Genomic DNA, 23,075 nt, shown 5'->3' on the forward strand with positions numbered 1-23,075 from the left:
GGAGGTTTTTTATGTTCCCATACCGCTACATGCTGGAATTGCATGGAGAAGAGCGAAGTCTACGCACCATCTCAAAACAAAGGAAGGAGGAGTTTAAGTGACATTGCAACAATTGAGATATGTGATTGAAGTGGCGAAGCAACGATCGATTAGTAAAGCTGCGCATCGATTGTTTATTAGTCAGCCGAGTCTGTCGAATGCGATTAAAGAATTGGAGAATGAACTGGGGATTGCGATTTTTTCTCGTACGAATAAGGGGATTGTTATTACGTCAGAGGGTTCGGAGTTTTTAGGTTACGCCAGGCAGGTGATTGAACAGACAGACTTGCTTGAAAACCGCTATGCCAATGCGGCTCAATCCCCGCAGCAGCATTTCTCTGTATCTGCCCAGCATTATGCCTTTGCGGTCAGTGCGTTTGTGAAGCTGTTGAAAAATTATAATCGGGATGAATATGAGTTTACGTTACGAGAGACGAGGACGTATGAAATAATTGATGATGTAAAAAACCTTCGTAGTGAAATTGGGATTTTGTATGTAAATGATTTTAACCAACAGGTCATTCGGAAGTTTCTGAGAGAAGGAAATTTAACGTTTCATGAGCTATTTCAGGCCAAGCCGCATGTGTTCATCAGTTCAACTAATCCACTCGCGGCTCAGAAGTATGTTACCTTAGCTGATTTGGATCCTTATCCGTATTTGTCATTTGAACAAGGGGACTATAATTCGTTTCATTTCTCCGAGGAGATATTAAGCACCATCTCAAGGCGCAAAAATATTCGTGTCAGTGATCGGGCCACGTTGTTTAACCTGCTGATAGGATTGAATGGATACACGATTTCCACAGGGGTAATCAGTTATGACATCAACGACGATGATATTGTGGCGGTGCCGCTTAAGGTGGATGAGAGCATTACAGTCGGGTATATTCAACATAAGAATGTGGCAAACAGCCCGCTGGCAACGATTTATATCAATTTCTTAAAGGAAACGATTGCCGAAGAACTAACTTTGCTATAGGTTAAAGCTATGACAAAGCATAGAATTTACGTGTTATGCTATACCATTATTCAATGCTACACTGACCCTACATTACTAAAGGAGAGGGTTAGCAGTGGGGAAAAGAAGTTTAGAACAAAGATTAAACGAAGGCACAGTCGTTGTAGCCGAAGGATATTTATTTGAAATGGAGCGCAGAGGTTATTTACAGGCAGGATCGTTTGTACCAGAAGTAGCGCTGGAGCACCCGGAGGCTTTAAAGCAAGTATATCGAGATTACATGAATGCCGGTTCAGATGTGGTTTTAGCTTTCACCTATAATGCCCACCGTGAAAAAATGAGAATTATAGGTAAAGAACATTTACATGAGCCGTTAAACCGGAGTGCGATTCGTTTGGCGAAGGAAGTGGCGAAAGAACATCCTACAGAAGAAGCGTTAGTTGCAGGCAACATTTCGAATACGAATATTTTTGATCCGGAAGATGCTGATTCTGCGGAAGAAGTAAGAAGTATATTTGCAGAAATGGCCACGTGGTGTAAAGAAGAAGGCGTCGATTTTATAAATGCGGAAACTTTTTATTACCATGAAGAGGCCGTTATTGCGCTAGAGGAAATTCAAAAACAAGGTCTGCCGGCAGTCGTTACATTAGGGCTGATGGGCGAAAATATACTGCGGGATGGTTATACCGTTGAAGAATCCTGTAAAATTCTTTCTGAAAAAGGTGCGTTAGTGGTTGGGATGAACTGTTTCCGCGGACCAAATACGATGCAGCCATACCTGAAGGGAATTAGAAATGAGGTAGAAGGATATGTCGGTGGATTGCCCATTCCATATCGCACGACAGAAGAACACCCGACGTTCTTCAACTTGCCCGATGGAGGATGCAGTTGTTCCTTGCCGACCGAAACCACGTTCCCGACATCCTTAGACCCGCTTTATCACAATCGGTACGAATTAGCGGAATGGGCGAAAGAAGCAAAAGATATTGGTATTAATTATATTGGTCTTTGCTGCGGGGCCTCACCTGCGATGATCAGAGCAGTAGCAGAAGCGATAGGATACGAAACTATTAATTCCAAATATTCACCGGATATGGAGAAACACTTCTTATTCGGGAAAGATAAAACGCTAAAGGGTCATAATCTAAACTACAGTAAAAAAGCATAAGTCATAAGGTGATCATTGAAAGAGGGTAAGCAGGAAAGCGATAATAAATATGTCTTTACTGGGGCGCTTCTTATTTGAACAAGATGGATGCATTCTTCATTAACTGAAGCTGCATCCATTTTTAAGACTGGTAAGGTCTCCGCAAAAGCTGGTACAAAAGATTGCATACGTGGTAAAAAACGCCCGCCGTACTCATGCATCAAGGAGTATTTCAAATTCAGTAAAATTCTTAAAGCTAATTTCTCAGCATTATAAGCGAGAAATTAGGCTTTTTTATTATGGGAAATTAGCATTTCCTTTATAAATCAAACTTTTACATCGGTTTTTATTAACAATACTCATTCGTTTATGATAAAATATTGTTGACATTGTCAACAAGGAGGCGTTTCACTTGAAGAAGTCGACAGCCTTTATTATGAAAGAGTTTTCCTTTTTGAAAAAATATCTGTCAGATGGTGATCTTAAAGTAACAGACGATGTATTTGCAACCCTATCCAATGTAGAAAAGACGTTTTTACAGTTAGCATGTTTTTATGAGGATCCTGACCATTCCTCGTTTAACTTAGCGATGGTGTATCAAAACTTGGATAATGACTGGTTAGAGGTGGCATTGGAGTCTTTATACATCTTCTTTTCGGAGGATACGTATCTTTTAAAAGATCCTTCTTTCTCTATCATGAGTGAGGGCGAGGAATACATGAACCAGGTCCAATTTGCGGATTATTTAAAGGAGAATGGCCTAAATTATGATCGGCGCAAGCTTAATGTGTATGTAAAAAGAGGAGTTGTTCCTGCGGCTGATTTAACATTGGCTGGTACAAAATACTGGGAAAGAGCCACCTGTGAAGCATTCCTGCAGCAGGAGAGAAAGAAAATGCCTTATTCATCTTCTCAAGTCTCTGAATAGTAAGCTGGAGCTTATTTGTTTGCTGTAGCAAACGTGTTGATAATGTATCAAACAGATGATAATTTAAATCATAAATGAAATTTCAATTACTGTAATTTTGGAATAACTGTAAGAGCATCAGTTTATTAGTTATGGGATATTGTCTATTTCCTTCACCGGTTTCACGTGGTACGTGCATCGGGTGATGTCTTAGGTTGTTCAGTGTATCAGTAAGAATGATCTAATTCTAAGAGGATTTTAGTAGTAAAGTGATATATTTTATAAATTGGATGGCAGTACAACAGACTGATCGAAAAGCAAAAGTCGCTTTCCGTCATTCTGTAAGTGTCGCTTCGGTATTAAACGCCCCGATAACCACGGATTGTAAGGGAGGACCCAACAATCCGTAGGTTCCTGTGTCGTTTGCCTGACGGCCATACCGAACGAGCCAGGAGAAAAATATCGCAGAAACCACCTCCACTTTTCAGAGGTTGATGGAATGGATCCGAAGAAGATTGCGCATGATTCGATGGAAAGAATGGAAACTGCCCAAAACAAGGAGGAAGAATCTTATCGCCTTAGGTGTAACACGATCGAAAGCGTATCAATGGGGAAATACAAGAAAAGGCTACTGACTTATTGCCCACAGCACCGTTCTTCACCACACGCTAAACGATCAATACTGGCGATGGATGGGATTAATGTCTTTAATATAAACACGTTTGATTTTCATGAAACCGCCGAATACGGATCCGTACGTTCGGTAGTGGGAGAGTACGGGGATTAGTCATCCCCTCCTATAACTGCTTCGTTAGTTTTAAGGACATTGCTACATTAATCTATATGTTTTTACCTATATTTATTGAAAAGATCATCAAATTATTACATTTTTAACACAACGTAAATATTATTAATGTTGGATATTTTTACATACTAATCTGTTGTGAAGAATTGACATAGTGGTAAAAATATTAACTTACTTCAATTTTTGGTTTCAAAAAACACAATATTAGTCTAAAATTTATTAGGTAATAATACATAGGAGGAAAGGTTTGTGAGTTTACGGAGTATCAACTTCTGTTTTATTGGATGCAAATCAAAAAGCAAAGGTACTTGAACTTGATGAAGATTTTATCAATCTTATTAAAGAAGCGTTGGAAGCTCAATTTGTACATAAATAAAATGTCATAACAACTTATGAGATAGCAGCGAAAAAGTCGTTGCTATTTTTTTTATTCTTTTGTAGGACTTTTGTAATCATTGTTGAATTATTAAAGATGGGAGGTGATAAACAATGGTGAAAGAGGTTGTTAATAATCAAGAGCTTCATATGATAAAAGCTAAAAACAGTGCACAGTTACAAACAGAATTGTACAAAGTTCTTAATTTTTATGGAAATAATGGAACTGAATATGCATTGATAACCCAAGTAAAACCACTAAATGATCATAAATTTATTGTAATTATAGATATAAACAAGCTGCAAAAATAGTAAATTTACCTTAAATTACCTAAGATATTAAAAATGTCAGTCTTCACGTTAAACTTCCTTAATTCATCGAAAGAAATGCCCCTCTTTATGGGAACAGTAGTTTACCCTTATCCTTTAAACAAACAATTTACTTTTCCCAAGCCTCATCCAAAATATTTTTCACTTCTTTTGTTTTCTTGGTGCTTCAATCATAACTCTCTTTGTTCAGATAGTAGGATTTTCACAAATTAAGATTGTCTTTATGTTAAATTGTCCTCTTATGCTAGAATAATAGCATAATTTGTAAAGGGAGGGGTTCTATGAAAATCGGAAAGTACATACTTTCGTTGGTGTTTGTTTTTACTTTGATAGCACCCGTTGTATCGGCCGATTCTCAACAATTCACAGATGTATCGTCCGGTTTTTGGGCTGAGAAGGAAATTGAATATTTAGCTGAAGAAGGCATCATTTCAGGTTATGAAGATGGGACATTTAGACCTAATGAGCCGGTAAAGCGTAGTCAAGCAGCATCGATGATTGTTGAAGCATTGGATTTAGACACCACAAATCGTCCTGCAGCTGATTTTAAAGATATTGATAATAGTTTTCATGCCTATGACGTAGCTGCCACTGTACAAGATGAAGGTATTATCGGTGGGCGGGATGGTCATTTTATGCCAAACAATGCTTTGACACGTGGTCAAATGGCAGCAGTGTTGAATCGTTCTTTTGATTTTGAACAGCCAGAAGGTACATATAATTTTGCTGATGTTGATGAAGAGGATACGTTTTATAATGATATTTCTACCATTGCAGAAGTCGGTGTGACAACAGGCTACTCTGAAGATAACACTTTCCGTCCAAATAATGAGACTACACGTGCCCAGTTTTCCGTATTCTTGGCAAGAGTTCTTGATTCAGAAAAGTTCGTCGAAGATGATGTCGCTTACCCGGCAGTTAACCTTGATGTCCATTTCATTGATGTTGGACAGGGAGACAGCATTCTACTAGAACCTAACGGCGGTGGTGGAAATATACTCATTGATGGAGGCCGAAAAGGAGAAGGCGAAACAGTCGTTCAATATTTAGAGGAGCAGGGAGTCAATGAATTAGAATGGGTTGTCGCTACACATCCTGATGCTGACCACATTGGTGGTTTGATTGATGTACTCAATGAAATTGAAGTTAAAAATGTCTTAGATAGCGGAAAAGAACACACCACTGATACTTACTTTGAATATCTAGAAACAATTGATGAAAAAAATATAAATTTTGAAGTAGCAGAAGAAGGAGATTATTTAGATACAGTAACAGCAGAAATCCAAATTCTTAATGGATATAATGACAGCAGTGATTTAAACGAATCTTCTATTGTTTTGCATACGACTTATGGGGAAACTACAGCCCTATTTACTGGTGATGCTACTGTAGATAACGAGGCAGAAATGATTGAGGAATATAATGTGGAAGCAGATGTTTTAAAGGTTGGACATCATGGAGCTGCAACTTCTACAAGTGCAGAATTCGTTGAGGCAGTTGATCCTGAAATGGCTATTCTTTCGTACGGAGAAAATAGTTATGGACATCCAGACGCAGATGTAGTGGATCGTCTCAGAAATGCAGATGTTGAACTATATAGTACTTATGAGTCAGGAGATATTGAAGTTTCATTAAGTCACCAACGTCCAATTATCCAAGAAGAAAAGTGGACAGGTGATGGTGAAGGAGAGGTATCAGAACCAGAACCTACGCCAGAGCCGGATCCTGAACCAACTCCAGGGGTGATTAATATCAATACTGCTGGATATGAAGAGTTGCAAGAAATTACCGGAGTGGGTCCAACAATTGCTGAACGTATCATTGAATACCGTGATACTTACGGTGACTTTGAAAGCATAGAGGAAATCATGAATGTTAGTGGCATTGCGGAAGGTCGTTTTGAGGAGATGAAAGACGAGATCACAGTATAGGAGTGATATCGTGGAGAAATATACAATTGACCGGTTTGAAGGAGAACTAGCTGTTCTCCTTCTTTCCGGTAATGAAACGGTACAAAAAGATGTACCAAAAGAGCAGTTACCGGATGGTGTACAAGAGGGCGACGTAATTAAGATAAAATGGATGGATGATGGAACTGTTAAAGAAGCCACTTTTAATAAGGAAGAAACTGAATCAAGGAAAGAAAAAGCAAAATCGCTTCTGGAAAAATTGAAGAACAAAAAGTGAGAGTAAGGCCTTCAGACCTTGCTCTTTTTTACATGGACAAGAATTTTTTCTTCTTCTGTTAAAGGGCCATTTTCTCGAATAACTTATGTACAGAAAAAAGGAACAATTTATCAGAGAAAGTCTAGGAAAAAGTTTTGTTGACAACTGCAAAACACAGGAGTAGATTTATCTTATCAAAATTAAAAAGATGCCTTTTTGATCGCTGAAACTGTTTGGCTAACAGTACGGGGGAACCAATTCTGACGAATGTTATTCGTCTTGGGGTGAATCTTAATATAAAGAGGGGATACTCTCGATCCCTAATCCGACAGCTAACCTCGTAAGCGTCATATGAAGAGAGGAAAGGTCTATTTAAGAGACCATTCTTTGTGATGGTCTTTTTGTGATTGTATTAAAAAAAATAAAAATGGTTTGTATCCTTTTTGAAGGTAGGTTCTGGGATATGGAACGAATGAAAGAATTTTTTGCCAATTTATCAGCGATTCACTTAATTGTTTTGTTCTACTTGTCAGCTGTCATTATTGCCACTGTTCTGCTAAGTCTTCCGATTGCCCGATATCCAGATGCCGAATGGGGGGTAATTGAGGCTATTTTTACTGCTGTCAGTGCAGTAAGTGTGACAGGGTTAACCGTCGTGAATACAGCCGATACATTTACGCCCATCGGTACAATCCTATTGGCTTTTGTTCTCCAGTTTGGTGGGGTTGGGCTTATGACATTAGGTACTTTTTTTTGGATGATTAGGGGCAAGAGAATTGGACTTCGTGAACGTCAACTTATTATGGTAGATCAGAACCAAAGTAACTTGTCTGGTTTAGTGAAGCTGCTTAAGCAGGTTTTAATACTCATTCTCTCGATCGAAGCAGTAGGAATGATTATTCTAACTACATATTTTCTAAAGTATTTTGATACGTGGCAAGAAGCACTCCTACAAGGATTTTTTGCCTCTGTTAGTGCGACAACAAATGCAGGGTTTGATATTACCGGAACCTCCCTACAACCATTTGCGAATGATTATTTTGTACAGCTCATTAATATATTGTTACTAATCTTAGGGGCTATTGGATTTCCAGTTCTAATAGAAGTGAAAGATTTTTTAATGAATAAATCGACAAGAAATTACAGGTTTACTTTATTTACTAAGCTAACGACGGTAACTTTCTTTAGTTTGGTTGTTATTGGATTTATCGTTATTCTTTTGTTGGAAAACAACCACTTTTTTTCGGGAAGATCATGGCATGAAGCGTTTTTCTATGCGCTCTTTCAATCGGTCACGACAAGAAATGGTGGGTTGGCCACTATGGATGTAGCGGATTTTCAAATGTCTACACAGTTATTTCTTTGTACGTTAATGTTTATTGGTGCTTCACCGAGTAGCGTCGGCGGAGGAATTCGAACAACGACATTTGCCATTATTATTTTAAGCACGATAAGTTTTGCAAGAGGGAAAACATCAACAAAAGTATTTAATAGGGAACTTGATCCATATGATATTCATCGTTCCTATATTGTAATGGGTGTAGCTGTTATGCTGGTTTCAAGTGCTGTTATTGTTTTGTCTGCGATCGAACCTTTTCCATTAACGTCTATTATATTTGAGGTATTTTCAGCGTTTGGTACGACAGGGTTATCTATGGGAATTACTTCTGACTTAAGTACCCCTGGAAAAATTGTGATCATCTTATTAATGTTCATTGGACGGATTGGTATCTTTTCTTTCCTATTCCTTATGCGAAGAAATAATTTTGACGATCGATACCATTATCCAAAAGAACGAGTCATTATTGGTTAATGATCAGGTCCTTACTTACTTTAACCATTCAAACGTTTACCGACTTAAAATATCCATAATTGGGGGTTAACAATCTGTAACAATCGGGCGCTTTAATGGAATAAGAAAAAACCAATAGTCCAATAAAATCGTTATATTTTGCATTGAAAACTGACCTGAAGACAATTAAAAAGCTGCTGAGTAATTCGCTCAACAGCTTTATTGTTAAAAATATCTTTAATTAGTTTTTTACAGGATCATTGTTCTTTTTCAGGTTATTAATTTTTCTGTCTGTAGCAAAGAAGGCAACTAAACCAATGCATATAGAAGAGATTGCGATGATAGGTGTTTTGTGTGCATTTGGATCGGTGAATTGCAATATACCAAAGGTAATCGCTCCTATACCATGTGCCACTAACCAAACGATAAGAAAATATTTAAGGTAGAGCCATTTGTTCATGTTCATTCACCTCTCTTATTGAGAATGTATCCAGTACAGCCCTCCTGAGTTAGTGAATCTCATTCGAATACCAGTATCTCCAGCGTTTGCCGAAGTGACAGCCCCGGCTCCAATGGCAGCGATGCCTGCAAGAACTCCGGACGGGAGGGAATGTGCCCCAGGGATAATTGCTGCTATCGTTGTAGCACCTGATCCAGCTGACAATGCCCCGGCTAATTGATCTGACTTACAAGAATCTAAATATATGACGACATCATACCAATTGTCGTTGATTCCATTTACTCCACCACAACTAGAAAGGGCAGATACGTTGTTATTGTCTATATTATTTTGCAATTCATCATTCGTGTTTTCAATATCTTGACTTGTTCTTTCTACAAGAGATTCATCTACTCCATCTTTTAAGGCTTCTTCTTCATCAAATTCTATGTAATCTCCTTCGGCATTTATGTATGGTCTAATTTCCTCAGCTTCTTCTTCAATCTTTTTTAATTCATCTTCATTTAAATCTGGTGCCTCTGGTTCTGTTGTTTCAGCGTTCAAGTTCTGTGGAACAACCATCATAATAACAGCGATCAAAGTACAAATCCAACCTACCACATTTTTCATAAATCCCCAACCCCTTTTCATACATATTGGTTTTCTTCAAGTTAATGTGTAGAGAATAGAGAAAACAATTTGACAGTTAAAATTTTACATTAGGTGAATGCAGTATTTACCCCTTTTATTTAATTAAGAAATAAGTTAAGATATAGGGATTTCCATAAAAAGGATTTCAAAATCAGGAGCTTTGTTATGGGGGAATTAAAGGGAAACTTTTTTGGGTAGAGATGAGGCAGAAATTCATCATTTCTGTCGCATTTTTTTACACTTATATGTGTTCGCCCCCTTTTATTGAAATGATGATCGTTCTACTTATTATCACTGTGTTATTGTTAATCGCTGTTCCTAATATGGTTACGAATAATAATGTTGCTCAATCTAAAGGCTGCGATGCGACTATTCAATTATTGGAGGCCCAAGTGGGAGCGTACGAGGTCGAATTTAATGAAAAACCTGAATCGCTTGAAGCGTTAAAAGATGCAGAATATGTAGATCGAATTGTATGTCCAGATGATTCAACATTGATTTTGGTGGATGGAAGTGTGCAGAAGGCGGATGAATGAATAAAGGGCACACTTTAGTGGAGATGCTGATTGTTCTGCTTATCATTACGGCAGCAATCGGCATCCCTCTTTTATCTTTTCAGTCTTTGAAAGAAAAAACGTCTATTGACAATTTTCTAGAGGTTCTCGCAGCTGATATTAGGTACGCCCAGCAATACGCTTATGCGAATGAAAAAATGGTGTTTTTCAATATGCAAAATAATTATTATTATGTCAGGACGATGGAAATGGCTGCTGAGCCTTTAAAGGAAAGAAAGATTCCAAACGAAGTGATATTTGAAAAAGGCTCACTGGATTTGCGTGATGTTACTTATAACCATAACGGTAATATTAAAAAAGCAGGTACTATCTTAATACACACACCAAAAGTAAAATACAGACTTGTGTTTCTTTTAGGTAAGGGGCGGTTTTATATTGAAGAACGCTGAAAAAGGAATGACATTAATAGAGACAGCAGGGGCATTAACTCTTCTCACATTTTCCGTTCTCTTTCTGCTGCCTGTTTACTCCCTGTTAATAAGTGAACAGCAGACAATTACACAAGAAAGGACGGCTCTTTATCTTCTGGAAAAAAAAGCTCTTTCTATACAAGAGTATAATCATGATACTTCATGGTATGTGGATGGTTATGATATCCAAATAACCCATTTACAAGAAGGAAGAGATATTTGTGTTAAGTGGGAGGGCAGCAATGAAAGAAAATATGAAAAATGTATTTTTGTGTTACCGTAAAAATCATGGGATGACATTGATAGAAGTATTAACCGCTCTAACTATAACACTGGTATGTATCAGCATCATCATATTTTATGTTCCATTGTTTAAGGCTTCATTCCAAACATCTGGACAAGATATTCACATGTTTTTTCAACAAATTAAAGATGATCTAAACGATGCTTTTCAAATACAGATAAATGAAAATGAACTGCTTATATTTGATCACGAGGAAAGCTACCGATACTATCGGTCTAATTCAAATATTATTCGTAGTAAAAGTGGTGCAGGGTATGAAATTGTATTGCAAGGAGTTAAGAAATTAGAAGCAAGTTATCAAGATTACGGTGCAGATTTAAAAATCACAGATACAAACGGGGTGGAATGGGACGCAGCTTTAGGATTCCGTCCATCTGTCGAAAGGAGAATCAAGGAGTGAAGCAAAAAGGAGCTATAATGCCTATAATCTTAATCATTTGCTTTTTATTTTCTGCGCTGCTTCTTTTTCAAATTAAGATTTATGTTAATGAAAAACAAAACATAAGGCATGAACAACGTGTATTAACACTTGAGTGGCTGCTTCGAAATGCGGAGAAACAATTAGTTGAAGGTAAAGAATATGTAACGGAAGAAGAAGGGTCCTACGATTTTCCTAATGGTGAAGTTTACTATAAAACGAAAAAAGAAACAGAAGACAGTTTTAGCATTGAACTTCGCGCGAAAGATAATTTAGGAAATGAAAGAAATCATGATTTTTATATTGTAAATGAGCAGGGAGAATAAAGATATTTTTTCAAGGCTAAGCTAAACGTAATAAATCATTTGAAAGGAAGTTAGCGTTGACACCACATCCGTTCGTCAAATATCTGACGCAGCAAATTGTTGAAGCATTAGATAATCGAGTGACACAAAAGTCAAAAGTTTCTACGTCTAAAAATCTAAACAACTTTTGGACAAGATGGTTTGGGATGCTTCCTTATTCTATAAGTGTGACTTTGAGAAAAATGAAAAGAATAAGGAACTAGTCATTTAGTTACGATTTTTTGGTAAATTATATTTATGATTATGCTCCCCTGTAATATAATTAAAATCAGAACTCACCAGAGGGAGTGTAGTAATGGAACAAGAAACACTAAAGCTAACCAGTGTACTTGCCGATCCAACAAGATTTTCTATTTACCAATATATTTTTAAGCAACGTTCAAAAGTAAACGTGCAAAGATATCGCTGAAATGTTTGATATACATGCGAATGTAGCACGCCTGCACTTAACAAAATTAGAAGATGTTTCTCTGCTTACCTCAGAAACAAAGAAAAGTGGAAAAGGAGGGCCGCCCAAGCCATTTCTACGAGGGGTCAGATAAGGTTGTACAAATCCAGTTCCCATTTCGCGATTATGAACGCTTAGCAGAATTAGCTATGCAATCACTCGTGAAATTTGGTGAAGACAAAAAATTGGAAAAGACTTCGGTAAAGAAGCCATTGACCACTATATGTATTACGAAAACACTCCAGGTAATTTTTTATCTTTAAAAGAGAAAGTCGATGTTATTAGAAAAGTTGCTGTACAGCAGGGGTTAAATCCCGGAATATTTTTGACTGAAAATAATAGTCATGTTACTTTTCGGATCTATAATTGTCCATATAAAGGTTTAACAGGTAAACATGCAACAGCATGCATCATGCAATGATTGAAGGCATGTTTGAATCTGTTTTTCCTGCTGCAGACGTGGAAGAAGAGGCGTTAATTGCAGGCGGAGAGTTTCCATTCTGCTCTTATAGGGCAGTACGTTTATAATTTTGAAAGTATGCATTTAAACATTTACAAGTATTGATGCCCTCATATATAATAAGTATAGTAATTTTTTATCCAATTGTGGTAATACTATAGGCAGACCTAAATACTGCTCTAGTGACACTATAAAATAAAGAAGAGGGGGGAGTAAGAAAATGGATCGCATGTTTCGTATGATGGGGTTTTGGACGGCTGTTTTTGCTATTTTATTTTTTGTTGGTGATATGTTCAGCATGGCCATCTTGTTCTTTGCGCAAACAGCCGGCTTTTTAGCGCTTGGATACATGAGACTGACAGAACGTATGTATATTTATATTTTTGGAGCTTATCTGACTGTGTTCTTTGTTGGATTCACTTATTACACAACTTTCCTAATGGAGCCAGGTTTCCATTAATTCAGGTTATTTATATTAGGAACTACATAAGTATTTTTAAAGGAGCAGTGCCCCAAAATTATGGGGAGTGCTCTTTTTTTCGTGGTTTTTGCCTCGTGAGAAAGTTGCTTTTTCATTTTGACATATTGGAAGACCTAGCTAGCTTTATCCTAGTACTTTTAAACACCATAACTGGCTTTAAGTGCTGGCAGCATAAACAGAACAATAGAAATACAATTCTTTATAGATCTTTTCTAGCAGGGACTGTGTTTTCTCATTTTGTTACGGTGCAGCGTCTTTATTTTATCGACTAAACTCCCGATGTGGATTTTAATCTATATCATCTGACCAATATTAAATCCCGTCGTGAACGCTCACATTTAATATAGGTTTATACTATTGACATAGTGTTAACACATATAATATACTAAAAACACATTGTTAGAACAATGATTAGGGAGTCCCCCTCCCCCTCATAGTTCATTTTTCAATACGATTTACTCCCCTTAAAGATCTCCCTCCCCCGGGAGATCTTTTTCTTTAAAAAAGCCATAATAATAGCTGCGTCTGCTATTATTATGGCTTTTATTCATACTTTATTTTTATAATCATAAAAGTAAGTATTTTTTCAGTAAAGGAACAAAAAATGTTTATAAAAGACTTAAAATCCATTTAGAAATGGATTGCTGTCCATTTCTGTACCTATTGTTGTAACAGGACCGTGCCCGCAGGCTACCTGGGTGTTTTCAGGCAGCTCAAGAAGTTTATCGTGTATGGAATTTAATAATGTTTGATGATTACCTTCAGGAAGGTCTGTACGGCCAATGCCACCAGAAAATAAAACATCTCCCGAAAATATTGTTTCGCTTTCAGAATGGTAAAAAGAGACACTGCCAGGAGAGTGGCCCGGGGTTTCGTACATTTCAAATGAAAAAGTACTGATTGTAAGGTTTCCTTCTCCATTAATATGATGATCAGCTTGTGCGGATGTTATGGAGGAATTCCCTATAAATAGAGCTGAGCCGTTTTTGTTCGGGTCTGTTAACCAATCTTTTTCCTTTTCATGAAGATAAACATCAATATCATACGACTGCCTAATGTCACTTACTGCTCCTATGTGGTCAAAGTGAGCATGGGTTAACAGAATGGCTGCAGGGATAAGCTTGTTTTCATTCAGCCAGCTTTTTAAAATTTGTGCATCCCCGCCTGGATCAAATATAACAGCATTTTTATCAGAATCGTACAAAACATAACAATTTGTTTGTAAAGGTCCTAATGGAATCTGCTTCCACTTCATTGTGTATTCCTCCATCTTTATCTTGGATTTAATGATACCATTATATCAATGTATGTTTTAGAGTTAAAATTTTTAATGCATGTCTTTTTAAAAAAGGGTATAATAATAATGAAATTTGTCATATCAAATAATATAGTTGTAAATGAATGGAACCAATACATAAAGGGGGGAATGCTCCATGGCATTAGGTGTTATGCTTCTTGTTGTAGCTGTTTTATGTGGAATTGCAACAATCCGGGAAATTAAAAGAAGAAACTTTTTTGCAGTTGGCTTTGCTGGAATTTCGTTTTTAGTCTTCGGATGGTTTTCCATTATGACGATATTTGTAAGCGGAGCCCCTGAAGTATAGGAGTGCTAGAACCCATACTTATAAAAAAACGAGGCCCAAACCGTGGGACCTCGTTTTTTGCATTTCATTCTATTGAAATGAAGAGTCTCCTAAATAAAAAAGTCCGGAATTAATAATATCCACATATATTCTCGGTTTGTACCTCTCAACAATTGCATTTTTTTCTTGTACATATTCTTCCTGTGGCTGAGAAGAAGAGTGATAGTATGCTTCTAGAATATTTATTTCTTCTTTCATCTTTTGGTATGCTTTTTCTGCCCAATGTTTAGGCTCATTTAGAAGCCTGTTTTCAATATGCCGTTTAACCCGTTGTAAGCCGCTGTTTACTTGAATGAGGGAATGCATAGGAAATGAATGTGCAGCTATTATATTATTTAATTTCTTGCTATTTAGATGTTCCATCATATTTTCAACCATTTGACCGTGTATTAATTGAAGTCCGATGGATTGTATACTGTCTTTGCGCTGATAAGACGTGTATGAAATTTTCACATTAACAACCAGCCATGGGAACAATGGGGTTGGTTCCTTTCCTTCTTTCTTCTCTTCATAAAGGATTGTCCAATTTCCTTGTTTTTTTGCAGATTGAAAAATTTGATGCAACCGCGGTGATCCGAAATGAAGGTATTCGGCTTTTTCTTGCTTTTCTTTTTCTCCTTCTGTAATGAGGGTAAGTGTCATGGGCTGTGGAATTCCGCCTGTTTTTTTTATATATTGCCAATAAAAGGGGCGATTCATTAACTGTTGATCTAACTCTTCTGTTAATTGTACTTTAAGACGCTTATTATCATCTATAAGAATGTCAGCATCATTGGCCTTAAAATAACGTTTGACAAATTGGTGGAGAACTTTTTGTTCCATGACGTAACACCTTCTCTTTAATTGGATTGCTGCATCAATTCGGAAAGGTGATGCAATTTTAACTCGATTTCTTGTTCGGAATCTGACGAATGCAAGGCATCTGTAATATATCCTTCAAAGGAAGAATAGGAAGTAGAAGCTAAAATCGTATCGAGTTCGCCAATAACGTTTTCAAACAGTTTAATTTTTTCATAAAGCAAGGAAAGAATGTGTTCTTCGACCGTTTGTTTAACGGCAAAATTGTAGACCTCTACATCTTTTGTTTGTCCGAGCCGGTGCAATCGGCCTATTCTTTGTTCTAACCGCATTGGGTTCCAAGGAAGATCGTAGTTTATGATTGTGCTGCTGAATTGAAGGTTGATCCCTTCTCCCGCAGCTTCTGTAGCAATCATTACTTTAGCACGATCTCTGAAAAGCTGCTGCATCCATTCTTTTTTCGTTCTTTTGAAGCCGCCGCGAAAAGGGACAGACAATATTCCATGCTGGCGAAAAAACCATTGTAAATACAGCTGCGTGGCTCGATATTCTGTGAAGAGCACTACTTTTTCATTTGTTCGTTGAATAATATCTAGAGCCTTTTCTGCTTTGCTATTGGATGAAATAGATTGCAGGGAAGTCATTAGTTGTTCAAATAAAGTATTAGAAATCTCTTTTTGTTCATATAAATTTTTTAACGTCATATATGCAGCTTCTCTGCTGCTGCATGCTTCTCTTAAAAGCGTGGTTGCGGTAAAACCGTGTATCATGTTTTCAGGACTCTTTTTTAATTGAAAGAGAGTGTCATAAAACGTTCTCTCTTCTTCACTGAAATCAATGTAAGTCGAATATACATTTCGTTTTGTCCATTTAAGGCCGGTTTGGTCCCGGCGGTTTCTTACCATTACTTTTTGAACGATATGTTTTACAGCTTCTTGTCCTCTTTCTTTAAACAGTGTTTTAAATTCTTGCATGTTTCCTAATAAACCGGGCTTTAATAAATTTATTAAATGATACAGCTCCCCAGGATTATTTTGAACAGGAGTTGCGGTAAGCATTAGACAAAACTTCTTTTGAAGCAATCGAGCAAATTCATAGTTTTTTGTTTTTGGATTTTTTAATTTATGTGCTTCATCAAAAATAATCATATCGTATTCTTGCTGCAGTACAATATCTCTATGAGGAGGTCGTTTTGCCGTATCAATCGATGCTACGACGATATCAGCTTCTTCCCATACATACGTTTTTCTTTGCGTAACCGCCGGAATATAGAATTTTTCATTCATCTCTTTTGCCCACTGGCCAGTAAGGGAAGCTGGAGCTAATATTAATACTTTTTTTACTAAACCACGGACCATATATTCTTTCAAAATTAAACCTGCTTCAATCGTTTTTCCTAGTCCAACTTCGTCAGCTAATATGGCTTTGCCGTCCATTTCTTCTATGACTCGTTTTGCTGTTTTTTCTTGGTGTGAAAATAGCTCAAGGCTGGAAAGATGGTTTTGGCATAACAATCCATCAAATGAGGGGGTTGAGGTCCATTGTTCGGATTCATAACCTAAAGAAAACTGTTCCCATGTGGATATAAATCGATTTTCATAGTTTTTCTCCTTTGAAAGTTCCCAATCCGAAAGAAACTTAATTTCAGGCTCCATAATGTTCGCTCCTTTATGAAAAAAAGATTGTCAACCACGAACCCTCATGATAGAATAAAAAACGCAGTAAGATTAGTATGGTGCAATTAAAAATATTTTTATTCATATATTGGAAAACTTCTATTCATACATAATCAATAAACATAACAAAGCGGATGACGACAAAGGGAGAGATCGTTTTAAACGGCGCCGAAGGAGCAAACTGTTTGTGCAGTGAATCTCTCAGGCAAAAAGACTTTTGTCTGACGCATCTCTGGAGAGAGCTCTTTAGAGCCACCCACGAAGACATTCTCCGCGATGGAGAAGAAACTTTCTGGTTGTAGGACAGAGGAATCTTTTTAAAGGGATTCCTCTGTTTTTTTGTATTTAAAAAAATTTTCTAAGAAATTTGAATTTATCTAAAGAAGGGCGGTTGAAAAATGACGGAATTAAAGCGTACATCATTATTTCCATTGTACAAAGAAATAGGTGCTAAAACAGTTGATTTTGGAGGATGGGAGCTGCCTGTTCAGTTCACAAGCATTAAAGAAGAACATCGGGCAGTCAGAGAAAAAGCAGGTCTATTTGATGTCAGTCATATGGGAGAAGCTGAAGTAAAAGGAAGAGACGCTTACGATTTTTTGCAGTCTATTATTACAAATGACATGGCCAAACTAGAACCGGGTAAAGCTCTTTATACTCTCCTTTGTTATGAAAATGGAGGCACTTTAGATGATCTATTAATATATCAGCTCGATGTTGATCATTATTTGCTCGTGTTAAATGCCGCCAATACAAAAAAAGATATCGATTGGTTAAAAAAGCATGCTAGAGATGAAGAATTGATAAAAGATATGTCATCTTATTATGCACAACTTGCGGTTCAAGGGCCTAAAGCTGAACAAATAGTGCAGAAACTTGCGAATGAAGATTTGTCAAACATCGGTTTTTTTCGGTTTCGTAAAAACGTTGATCTAAACGGCGTAAATGCCTTAGTGTCTAGAACAGGATACACCGGAGAAGATGGTTTTGAAATCTATTGCAGTGCCGAAAAAGCACCTTCTCTATGGAAAGCCATTCTAAAAGCAGGAGAGTCAGAAGGAATAGCGCCATGCGGACTTGGGGCCCGGGATACGCTTCGCTTTGAAGCTCGTCTTCCTCTTTACGGTCAAGAAATAGATGAAACGATCAGCCCGTTAGAGGCAGGTCTTGGGTTTGCTGTTAAACTGCAAAAAGATAGTGATTTTGTAGGTAAAGAAGCATTAAAAAAAGAGAAAGAATCCGGGGTTAAACGGAAAATGGCAGGGGTTGAAATGCTGGAAAAAGGCATACCTAGAACCGGTTATGAAGTGCTAAATGAAAAAGGGGATATCATTGGCCGTGTAACATCGGGAACGCAATCACCGACACTCGGAAAAAATATAGGACTTGTTCTTATACAAACACCGTATACCAAACTGGATACAGAACTTTATATAAAGATACGCAAAAAAACATTAAAAGCTGTCGTTATTTCAACACCTTTTTATAAAAAGGCTTAACAAAAAGGAGGCTGGAACATTGAGTTTTCGATATTTGCCAATGACAGAAGAAGATAAACAAGAAATGTTAGATTATATTGGAGTTAAAAGTACAGGTGAGCTTTTTTCAGAAATACCCGAAAAAATTCGATTTACTGGAGAAATGAACCTTGCTTCTCCTTTATCGGAACCGGCACTTATAAAAGAATTTCAGCAGCTAAGCAGTGAAAACGATAATATAAAAGTGTACCCCTCGTTTTTAGGAGCTGGAGTTTATGATCACTACATCCCATCTGTTGTCGATCATGTTATACGGAGATCTGAATTTTATACAGCTTATACACCTTATCAACCTGAAATTTCTCAGGGAGAACTTCAGGCCATTTTCGAATTTCAAACAATGATCTGCGAATTAACTGGGATGGAAATTGCTAACTCCTCAATGTATGACGGGGCGACTGCTTTAGCAGAAGCGGCATTAGTGGCGGCAAGTTACAGCAAGATGAAAAAAACAAAAATTATCGTTTCAGAAGGGGTTCATCCAGAAGCATTAGAGGTTTTGAAAACGTACGCTAGCGGTCCCGATTTGACTGTTCAACAAATTCCCCTTCTTAAAGGACAGACAGACGTTGAGGCGGTAAAAGATGCAATAGATGACAGTACAGCAGGAGTTATTGTTCAATATCCGAATTTTTATGGTTCTTTAGAAAATTTAAAAGAAATGGAAAAAGCGGCACATGATTATAAATCTTTATTTATTGTATCAAGCAATCCTTTGGCGCTTGGTGTTCTGACTCCGCCTGGAGAGTTTGGCGCCGACATCGTCATAGGGGATGCGCAGCCTTTTGGGATCCCTTCGCAAATGGGAGGACCTCATTGCGGCTATTTTGCAGCTTCTAAGAAATTAATGAGAAAAGTGCCTGGCCGATTAGTTGGACAAACAGTAGATGAAGATGGACGACGGGGTTTTGTGTTGACAATTCAAGCTAGAGAGCAGCACATCCGTCGTGATAAAGCAACTTCGAATATATGTTCCAATCAGGCTCTAAATGCTTTGGCTGCATCCGTTGCGATGAGTGCTCTTGGAAAAAAAGGACTCAGACAAATGGCGGTACAAAACATAAAAAATACTAATTATCTTAAAGAACAGGTAAAAAATACAGGTATAAATATTGTAAATGAACAGCCTGTATTCAATGAGTTTGTTATTGATGTAAAAAGACCAGTGTCATCTATAAACAAAAAGCTGAAAGAAAAAGGGATCATTGGCGGTTTTGATCTATCTAAAGTCGATAATAACCGTAATGAACAGATGCTTGTATGTGTGACGGAGCTAAGGTCAAAAGAAGAAATGGATTATTTTGCTAGAGAACTGGAGGGTGCCGTAAATGCAGACTGAAGAACATGCCCTTATTTTTGAATTAAGCAGACCAGGGCGGATTGGTTATTCTCTTCCTGAAGATGAGCTGATTGAAACAGATGTGGAAAATTTACTCCCAGCAGAATATCTTCGAACGAATGAACCAGAACTTCCTGAAGTATCAGAATTACAGATTATGAGACATTACACAGCATTGTCTTCTAGAAACCATGGCGTAGACTCAGGTTTTTATCCGTTGGGTTCTTGTACAATGAAATATAACCCGAAAATTCATGAAGACATTGCTCGTATGCCGGGATTTGCTCATGTTCATCCTTATCAGCCGGAAGAACAGGTGCAGGGAGTTATGAAAATGATGTATGATCTGCAAGAATCCCTTGCTGAAATTACAGGGATGGATCAAGTTACCTTGCAGCCTGCTGCCGGAGCACAAGGAGAATGGACCGGTTTAATGATGATCAGATCTTTTCATGAAGCCAATGGAGATCATCATCGAAACAAAGTTATTGTCCCGGATTCTGCTCACGGAACGAATCCTGCTTCCGCTACTGTTGCAGGGTTCGAAGCTGTCACCGTGCATACAAATGAAAGAGGTCTTGTTGATTTGGATCATTTAAAAGAGGTGACAGGCGATGACACGGCAGCGCTTATGTTAACTAATCCAAATACGTTAGGTTTGTTTGAAGAAGATATAGTAGAAATGTCGGCTATAATACATGATGCTGGCGGCAAATTGTATTATGATGGAGCAAATTCCAATGCGATCCTCGGCATTACAAGACCAGGAGATATGGGATTTGATGTGGTTCATTTAAACTTGCACAAGACGTTTACAGGGCCGCATGGAGGAGGTGGTCCAGGAAGCGGACCAGTAGGTGTTACAAAAGAGCTTGCCCCTTTTTTGCCTAAACCAATATTGATAAAAAGTGAAACAGGTTATACATGGGAAAATAACCGGCCGAACTCCATTGGAAGAGTAAAACCGTATTATGGTAATTTCGGGATTAACGTACGAGCATATGCGTATATTCGAACTATGGGAGCAGAAGGGTTGAAAAAAGTTTCAGAATACGCTGTGTTAAATGCTAACTATTTAATGAGAAGACTTCAGCCTTATTTTGAGCTTCCATACAATCGTAACTGTATGCATGAGTTTGTACTATCAGGAAAACGTCAAAAGAAGCTTGGCGTAAGAACCCTGGATATGGCAAAAAGACTGCTCGACTTTGGGTACCATCCACCAACTATTTACTTTCCAATAAATGTGGAAGAATGCATGATGGTTGAGCCGACAGAAACAGAATCAAAAGAAACACTTGATGAGTTTGCAGATGCAATGATACAAATTGCCCAAGAAGCAGAAAAAGATCCAGAAATTGTTCAAGAAGCTCCGCATACGACTGTAATCAAGCGGCTCGATGAAACATTGGCAGCACGAAAACCCGTTTTAAAATATAAAAAACGGGCAGATTCAGAAAATAAAGTAAAGGCCTAATAAAAAGGCTGTTTATTTAACAGCCTCCAGATTGTAAAAACCCCTGCTTGTTGGTTAGGGGTTTTATTTTTTGATTTTACCTGTCCATTTCTTAAACCCTTTTTTTAAATGAAAAATATTATCCGTACCGCGTTGTTTCTTGATGATTCTTGCGGCCTGCCGGCTTCTTCCACCAGATTGACAATAGAGGTATACAGGCTGGTCTTGGCGTATTTCATTAATTCGTTGTTTTAACTGAGATAAAGGGATGTTTCTAGCACCAAGGATATGTCCTCCGTTAAACTCGCGTGGTTCGCGAACGTCAATTAATTGTGCTTTCCGATACCCTTTTTTAAACTCACTCTCGTTCAACTCTGTTAAAAATTTAGGATTTACAAAACGCCGGACAATCATAAAAACGAGAACGGCTGTTAATATTCCCCATAAAATCCATGTAATCATTATCAATTCCCACTCCTTTATTAGGCTACATGATGTATTATAATAATGATTCTATCACTAAGCAAAACCTTTTGATTGGAAACTTTTTAACAATCATCAAACTTTTGTTTTTTTAAAAGGTTTGGTAGACTATTTTTGCACTAAAAAAAAATTAATACAGCCTATCGCAATTCTCTATTAATGAGGCTTTTTCAAGCTGAGTGTTGTTCTGTTGGGGAAAGAACAGGAAGAAAGGTGGAGGTTAATGGATAAAGAAACATGGTATTTTATTGATTCGGGCAATTGTTCTCCTGCTTATAATATGGCGATGGATGAAATGCTGCTTCATTGGCACAGCAAGGGGGTGCTCCCGCCAATTGTTCGTTTTTACGGATGGAATCCAGCAACACTTTCTATTGGTTATTTTCAAAAAGTACATAAAGAAATAGACTTTGAGGCTGTAAACAAATATGGACTAGGATTTGTTAGACGGCCAACAGGTGGACGCGGGGTACTTCATGATCAAGAGTTAACATATAGTGTGATCGTTTCAGAAGAACACCCGCAAATGCCTGCTACAGTAACAGAAGCTTATCGAGTTATATCAGAAGGAATTTTACAAGGATTTCGGTATCTTGGACTGGATGCTTATTTCTCTGTTCCACGTACGAAAGAAGAAGAAAATCAATTGAAAAATCCCCGTTCTTCCGTATGTTTTGATGCACCCTCGTGGTACGAACTGGTTGTAGAAGGAAGAAAAATAGCAGGAAGTGCTCAAACAAGACAAAAAGGGGTTATTCTGCAGCACGGTTCGATTATTTTAGATATAGATGAGGATAAATTATTCAATCTTTTTAAATATCCAAGTGAACGGGTAAGAAAAAGAATGCAAAAAGCATTTAAAAATAAAGCTGTGGCGATCAATGAGCTGAAGAGTTCACCAGTTGAATTAAAAGATGTTTCTGAAGCATTCCATAAAGGTTTTGCTGATGGCTTGAATGTAGGTTGGGAGCCTTATCAATTAAATGATAGAGAAGAAAGAGAAGTATGGGAGCTTGCAAGGACCAAATATGAATTGGAAGAATGGAATTTCCGCCGTTAATGGAAAGAGCGG

26 protein-coding genes, 1 pseudogene and 2 riboswitches are annotated in these 23,075 nt (G+C 37.5%); of the genes and pseudogenes, 21 read left to right on the forward strand and 6 right to left on the reverse strand.

The window, feature by feature from the left end; translation table 11 throughout:
• Positions 1-97: 97 nt before the first annotated feature.
• The 9 genes and pseudogenes from CEF16_RS02375 to CEF16_RS02410 all read left to right on the forward strand — a co-directional run bounded on the left by CEF16_RS02375 (position 98) and on the right by CEF16_RS02410 (position 8,540).
• Complete coding sequence (locus CEF16_RS02375) at positions 98-1,018, forward strand: LysR family transcriptional regulator (protein ID WP_096241734.1); 921 nt, start codon at positions 98-100, stop codon at positions 1,016-1,018.
• Between the two features lie 94 nt (positions 1,019-1,112).
• The gene (locus tag CEF16_RS02380; protein ID WP_096241735.1) at positions 1,113-2,165 is read left to right on the forward strand and encodes a homocysteine S-methyltransferase family protein; all 1,053 of its coding nucleotides are present in this window, start codon (positions 1,113-1,115) and stop codon (positions 2,163-2,165) included.
• 391 nt (positions 2,166-2,556) lie between these two features.
• Positions 2,557-3,072: a hypothetical protein gene (locus CEF16_RS02385; RefSeq protein WP_096241736.1), complete on the forward strand. Its 516-nt coding sequence runs from the start codon at positions 2,557-2,559 to the stop codon at positions 3,070-3,072.
• 440 nt (positions 3,073-3,512) lie between these two features.
• Positions 3,513-3,686 (forward strand): group II intron maturase-specific domain-containing protein, encoded by a 174-nt coding sequence (locus CEF16_RS25190; RefSeq protein ID WP_139186041.1) that lies wholly within the window; start codon positions 3,513-3,515, stop codon positions 3,684-3,686.
• A gap of 447 nt (positions 3,687-4,133) precedes the next feature.
• Positions 4,134-4,232, forward strand: a pseudogene (gene sda / locus CEF16_RS25195) (sporulation histidine kinase inhibitor Sda); the annotation flags it as partial.
• 113 nt (positions 4,233-4,345) lie between these two features.
• Positions 4,346-4,543, forward strand: a complete 198-nt coding sequence (locus tag CEF16_RS02395) for a hypothetical protein (protein WP_091588508.1) — start codon at positions 4,346-4,348, stop codon at positions 4,541-4,543.
• A 299-nt stretch (positions 4,544-4,842) separates the two neighbouring features.
• Complete coding sequence (locus CEF16_RS02400; protein ID WP_096241737.1) at positions 4,843-6,492, forward strand: S-layer homology domain-containing protein; 1,650 nt, start codon at positions 4,843-4,845, stop codon at positions 6,490-6,492.
• A 10-nt stretch (positions 6,493-6,502) separates the two neighbouring features.
• The gene (locus CEF16_RS02405; protein ID WP_091579188.1) at positions 6,503-6,748 is read left to right on the forward strand and encodes a DUF3006 domain-containing protein; all 246 of its coding nucleotides are present in this window, start codon (positions 6,503-6,505) and stop codon (positions 6,746-6,748) included.
• A 190-nt stretch (positions 6,749-6,938) separates the two neighbouring features.
• Positions 6,939-7,090, forward strand: a riboswitch (cyclic di-AMP (ydaO/yuaA leader).
• Between the two features lie 100 nt (positions 7,091-7,190).
• Positions 7,191-8,540 carry a TrkH family potassium uptake protein gene (locus CEF16_RS02410; RefSeq protein ID WP_091580682.1) on the forward strand — a complete coding sequence of 450 codons (1,350 nt, stop codon included), beginning with the start codon at positions 7,191-7,193 and terminating at the stop codon, positions 8,538-8,540.
• A gap of 220 nt (positions 8,541-8,760) precedes the next feature.
• Here CEF16_RS02410 and CEF16_RS02415 read toward each other — a convergent pair whose 3' ends face one another.
• Both CEF16_RS02415 and CEF16_RS02420 read right to left on the reverse strand, forming a co-directional pair.
• Positions 8,761-8,979 carry a hypothetical protein gene (locus CEF16_RS02415; RefSeq protein ID WP_139185878.1) on the reverse strand — a complete coding sequence of 73 codons (219 nt, stop codon included), beginning with the start codon at positions 8,977-8,979 and terminating at the stop codon, positions 8,761-8,763.
• 15 nt (positions 8,980-8,994) lie between these two features.
• Positions 8,995-9,588: a hypothetical protein gene (locus CEF16_RS02420; RefSeq protein WP_091579193.1), complete on the reverse strand. Its 594-nt coding sequence runs from the start codon at positions 9,586-9,588 to the stop codon at positions 8,995-8,997.
• A gap of 221 nt (positions 9,589-9,809) precedes the next feature.
• On the opposite strand from CEF16_RS02420, the gene comGC reads away from it, so the two are divergent.
• The 7 genes from comGC to CEF16_RS02455 all read left to right on the forward strand — a co-directional run bounded on the left by comGC (position 9,810) and on the right by CEF16_RS02455 (position 13,049).
• Positions 9,810-10,145, forward strand: coding sequence for a competence type IV pilus major pilin ComGC (gene comGC, locus CEF16_RS02425; protein WP_245917742.1), 336 nt, complete (start codon positions 9,810-9,812; stop codon positions 10,143-10,145).
• Positions 10,142-10,573 carry a competence type IV pilus minor pilin ComGD gene (gene comGD / locus CEF16_RS02430; protein WP_091579196.1) on the forward strand — a complete coding sequence of 144 codons (432 nt, stop codon included), beginning with the start codon at positions 10,142-10,144 and terminating at the stop codon, positions 10,571-10,573. Before comGC ends, comGD begins: the two co-directional genes overlap by 4 nt.
• Entirely contained in the window at positions 10,560-10,877 is a 318-nt protein-coding gene (locus CEF16_RS02435; RefSeq protein WP_091579199.1) for a type II secretion system protein, read from the forward strand. The genes comGD and CEF16_RS02435 overlap by 14 nt, the downstream gene beginning before the upstream one ends.
• The gene (locus tag CEF16_RS02440; RefSeq protein WP_091580687.1) at positions 10,837-11,298 is read left to right on the forward strand and encodes a competence type IV pilus minor pilin ComGF; all 462 of its coding nucleotides are present in this window, start codon (positions 10,837-10,839) and stop codon (positions 11,296-11,298) included. The genes CEF16_RS02435 and CEF16_RS02440 overlap by 41 nt, the downstream gene beginning before the upstream one ends.
• On the forward strand, positions 11,295-11,642 hold the full coding sequence (gene comGG / locus CEF16_RS02445) for a competence type IV pilus minor pilin ComGG (RefSeq protein ID WP_170031534.1): 348 nt from the start codon (positions 11,295-11,297) through the stop codon (positions 11,640-11,642). Before CEF16_RS02440 ends, comGG begins: the two co-directional genes overlap by 4 nt.
• 56 nt (positions 11,643-11,698) lie before the next feature.
• The gene (locus tag CEF16_RS25200; protein ID WP_139185879.1) at positions 11,699-11,884 is read left to right on the forward strand and encodes a YqzE family protein; all 186 of its coding nucleotides are present in this window, start codon (positions 11,699-11,701) and stop codon (positions 11,882-11,884) included.
• Between the two features lie 925 nt (positions 11,885-12,809).
• Positions 12,810-13,049 carry a DUF2626 domain-containing protein gene (locus tag CEF16_RS02455; RefSeq protein ID WP_091579207.1) on the forward strand — a complete coding sequence of 80 codons (240 nt, stop codon included), beginning with the start codon at positions 12,810-12,812 and terminating at the stop codon, positions 13,047-13,049.
• 640 nt (positions 13,050-13,689) lie between these two features.
• Here CEF16_RS02455 and CEF16_RS02460 read toward each other — a convergent pair.
• Entirely contained in the window at positions 13,690-14,325 is a 636-nt protein-coding gene (locus CEF16_RS02460; protein WP_091579208.1) for an MBL fold metallo-hydrolase, read from the reverse strand.
• Between the two features lie 178 nt (positions 14,326-14,503).
• Here CEF16_RS02460 and CEF16_RS02465 point away from each other — a divergent pair, with 178 nt between their 5' ends.
• Positions 14,504-14,674 carry a DUF2759 domain-containing protein gene (locus CEF16_RS02465; protein WP_091579211.1) on the forward strand — a complete coding sequence of 57 codons (171 nt, stop codon included), beginning with the start codon at positions 14,504-14,506 and terminating at the stop codon, positions 14,672-14,674.
• 69 nt (positions 14,675-14,743) lie between these two features.
• On the opposite strand, the gene CEF16_RS02470 is transcribed toward CEF16_RS02465, so the two are convergent.
• The gene (locus CEF16_RS02470) at positions 14,744-15,535 is read right to left on the reverse strand and encodes a YqhG family protein (protein ID WP_091579213.1); all 792 of its coding nucleotides are present in this window, start codon (positions 15,533-15,535) and stop codon (positions 14,744-14,746) included.
• Positions 15,536-15,552: 17 nt separating this feature from the next.
• The gene (locus CEF16_RS02475; RefSeq protein ID WP_091579216.1) at positions 15,553-17,166 is read right to left on the reverse strand and encodes a DEAD/DEAH box helicase; all 1,614 of its coding nucleotides are present in this window, start codon (positions 17,164-17,166) and stop codon (positions 15,553-15,555) included.
• A 155-nt stretch (positions 17,167-17,321) separates the two neighbouring features.
• Positions 17,322-17,414: riboswitch (glycine riboswitch) on the forward strand.
• A 171-nt stretch (positions 17,415-17,585) separates the two neighbouring features.
• On the opposite strand from CEF16_RS02475, the gene gcvT reads away from it, so the two are divergent.
• The 3 genes from gcvT to gcvPB are packed head-to-tail and all read left to right on the forward strand — an operon-like array spanning position 17,586 to position 21,541.
• Entirely contained in the window at positions 17,586-18,686 is a 1,101-nt protein-coding gene (gene gcvT / locus CEF16_RS02480) for a glycine cleavage system aminomethyltransferase GcvT (RefSeq protein WP_091579218.1), read from the forward strand.
• A 19-nt stretch (positions 18,687-18,705) separates the two neighbouring features.
• Entirely contained in the window at positions 18,706-20,064 is a 1,359-nt protein-coding gene (gcvPA, locus tag CEF16_RS02485; protein ID WP_091579220.1) for an aminomethyl-transferring glycine dehydrogenase subunit GcvPA, read from the forward strand.
• Positions 20,054-21,541: an aminomethyl-transferring glycine dehydrogenase subunit GcvPB gene (gene gcvPB / locus CEF16_RS02490; RefSeq protein WP_091579223.1), complete on the forward strand. Its 1,488-nt coding sequence runs from the start codon at positions 20,054-20,056 to the stop codon at positions 21,539-21,541. Before gcvPA ends, gcvPB begins: the two co-directional genes overlap by 11 nt.
• 63 nt (positions 21,542-21,604) lie before the next feature.
• Here the strand turns inward: gcvPB and CEF16_RS02495 are convergent, their stop codons facing one another.
• Positions 21,605-21,982 carry a rhodanese-like domain-containing protein gene (locus CEF16_RS02495; RefSeq protein ID WP_091579226.1) on the reverse strand — a complete coding sequence of 126 codons (378 nt, stop codon included), beginning with the start codon at positions 21,980-21,982 and terminating at the stop codon, positions 21,605-21,607.
• 244 nt (positions 21,983-22,226) lie between these two features.
• Here CEF16_RS02495 and CEF16_RS02500 point away from each other — a divergent pair, with 244 nt between their 5' ends.
• On the forward strand, positions 22,227-23,063 hold the full coding sequence (locus tag CEF16_RS02500; protein WP_091579229.1) for a lipoate--protein ligase family protein: 837 nt from the start codon (positions 22,227-22,229) through the stop codon (positions 23,061-23,063).
• Positions 23,064-23,075: the final 12 nt, after the last annotated feature.

The sequence above is a fragment of the Alteribacillus bidgolensis genome (assembly GCF_002886255.1).
Taxonomy (GTDB): Bacteria; Bacillota; Bacilli; order Bacillales; family Marinococcaceae; genus Alteribacillus; species Alteribacillus bidgolensis.

What these genes read in the sequence shown, in the direction of transcription:
- CEF16_RS02395 (WP_091588508.1), top strand. Translation starts at nt 4,346, where the DNA reads ATGGTGAAAGAGGTTGTTAATAATCAAGAGCTTCATATGATAAAAGCT.
- CEF16_RS02400 (WP_096241737.1), top strand. Translation starts at nt 4,843, where the DNA reads ATGAAAATCGGAAAGTACATACTTTCGTTGGTGTTTGTTTTTACTTTG.
- CEF16_RS02410 (WP_091580682.1), top strand. Translation starts at nt 7,191, where the DNA reads ATGGAACGAATGAAAGAATTTTTTGCCAATTTATCAGCGATTCACTTA.
- CEF16_RS02415 (WP_139185878.1), bottom strand. Translation starts at nt 8,979, where the DNA reads ATGAACAAATGGCTCTACCTTAAATATTTTCTTATCGTTTGGTTAGTG.
- CEF16_RS02420 (WP_091579193.1), bottom strand. Translation starts at nt 9,588, where the DNA reads ATGAAAAATGTGGTAGGTTGGATTTGTACTTTGATCGCTGTTATTATG.
- comGC (WP_245917742.1), top strand. Translation starts at nt 9,810, where the DNA reads ATGAGGCAGAAATTCATCATTTCTGTCGCATTTTTTTACACTTATATG.
- comGD (WP_091579196.1), top strand. Translation starts at nt 10,142, where the DNA reads ATGAATAAAGGGCACACTTTAGTGGAGATGCTGATTGTTCTGCTTATC.
- CEF16_RS02440 (WP_091580687.1), top strand. Translation starts at nt 10,837, where the DNA reads ATGAAAGAAAATATGAAAAATGTATTTTTGTGTTACCGTAAAAATCAT.
- CEF16_RS02455 (WP_091579207.1), top strand. Translation starts at nt 12,810, where the DNA reads ATGGATCGCATGTTTCGTATGATGGGGTTTTGGACGGCTGTTTTTGCT.
- CEF16_RS02460 (WP_091579208.1), bottom strand. Translation starts at nt 14,325, where the DNA reads ATGAAGTGGAAGCAGATTCCATTAGGACCTTTACAAACAAATTGTTAT.
- CEF16_RS02465 (WP_091579211.1), top strand. Translation starts at nt 14,504, where the DNA reads ATGGCATTAGGTGTTATGCTTCTTGTTGTAGCTGTTTTATGTGGAATT.
- CEF16_RS02470 (WP_091579213.1), bottom strand. Translation starts at nt 15,535, where the DNA reads ATGGAACAAAAAGTTCTCCACCAATTTGTCAAACGTTATTTTAAGGCC.
- CEF16_RS02475 (WP_091579216.1), bottom strand. Translation starts at nt 17,166, where the DNA reads ATGGAGCCTGAAATTAAGTTTCTTTCGGATTGGGAACTTTCAAAGGAG.
- gcvT (WP_091579218.1), top strand. Translation starts at nt 17,586, where the DNA reads ATGACGGAATTAAAGCGTACATCATTATTTCCATTGTACAAAGAAATA.
- gcvPB (WP_091579223.1), top strand. Translation starts at nt 20,054, where the DNA reads ATGCAGACTGAAGAACATGCCCTTATTTTTGAATTAAGCAGACCAGGG.
- CEF16_RS02495 (WP_091579226.1), bottom strand. Translation starts at nt 21,982, where the DNA reads ATGATTACATGGATTTTATGGGGAATATTAACAGCCGTTCTCGTTTTT.
- CEF16_RS02500 (WP_091579229.1), top strand. Translation starts at nt 22,227, where the DNA reads ATGGATAAAGAAACATGGTATTTTATTGATTCGGGCAATTGTTCTCCT.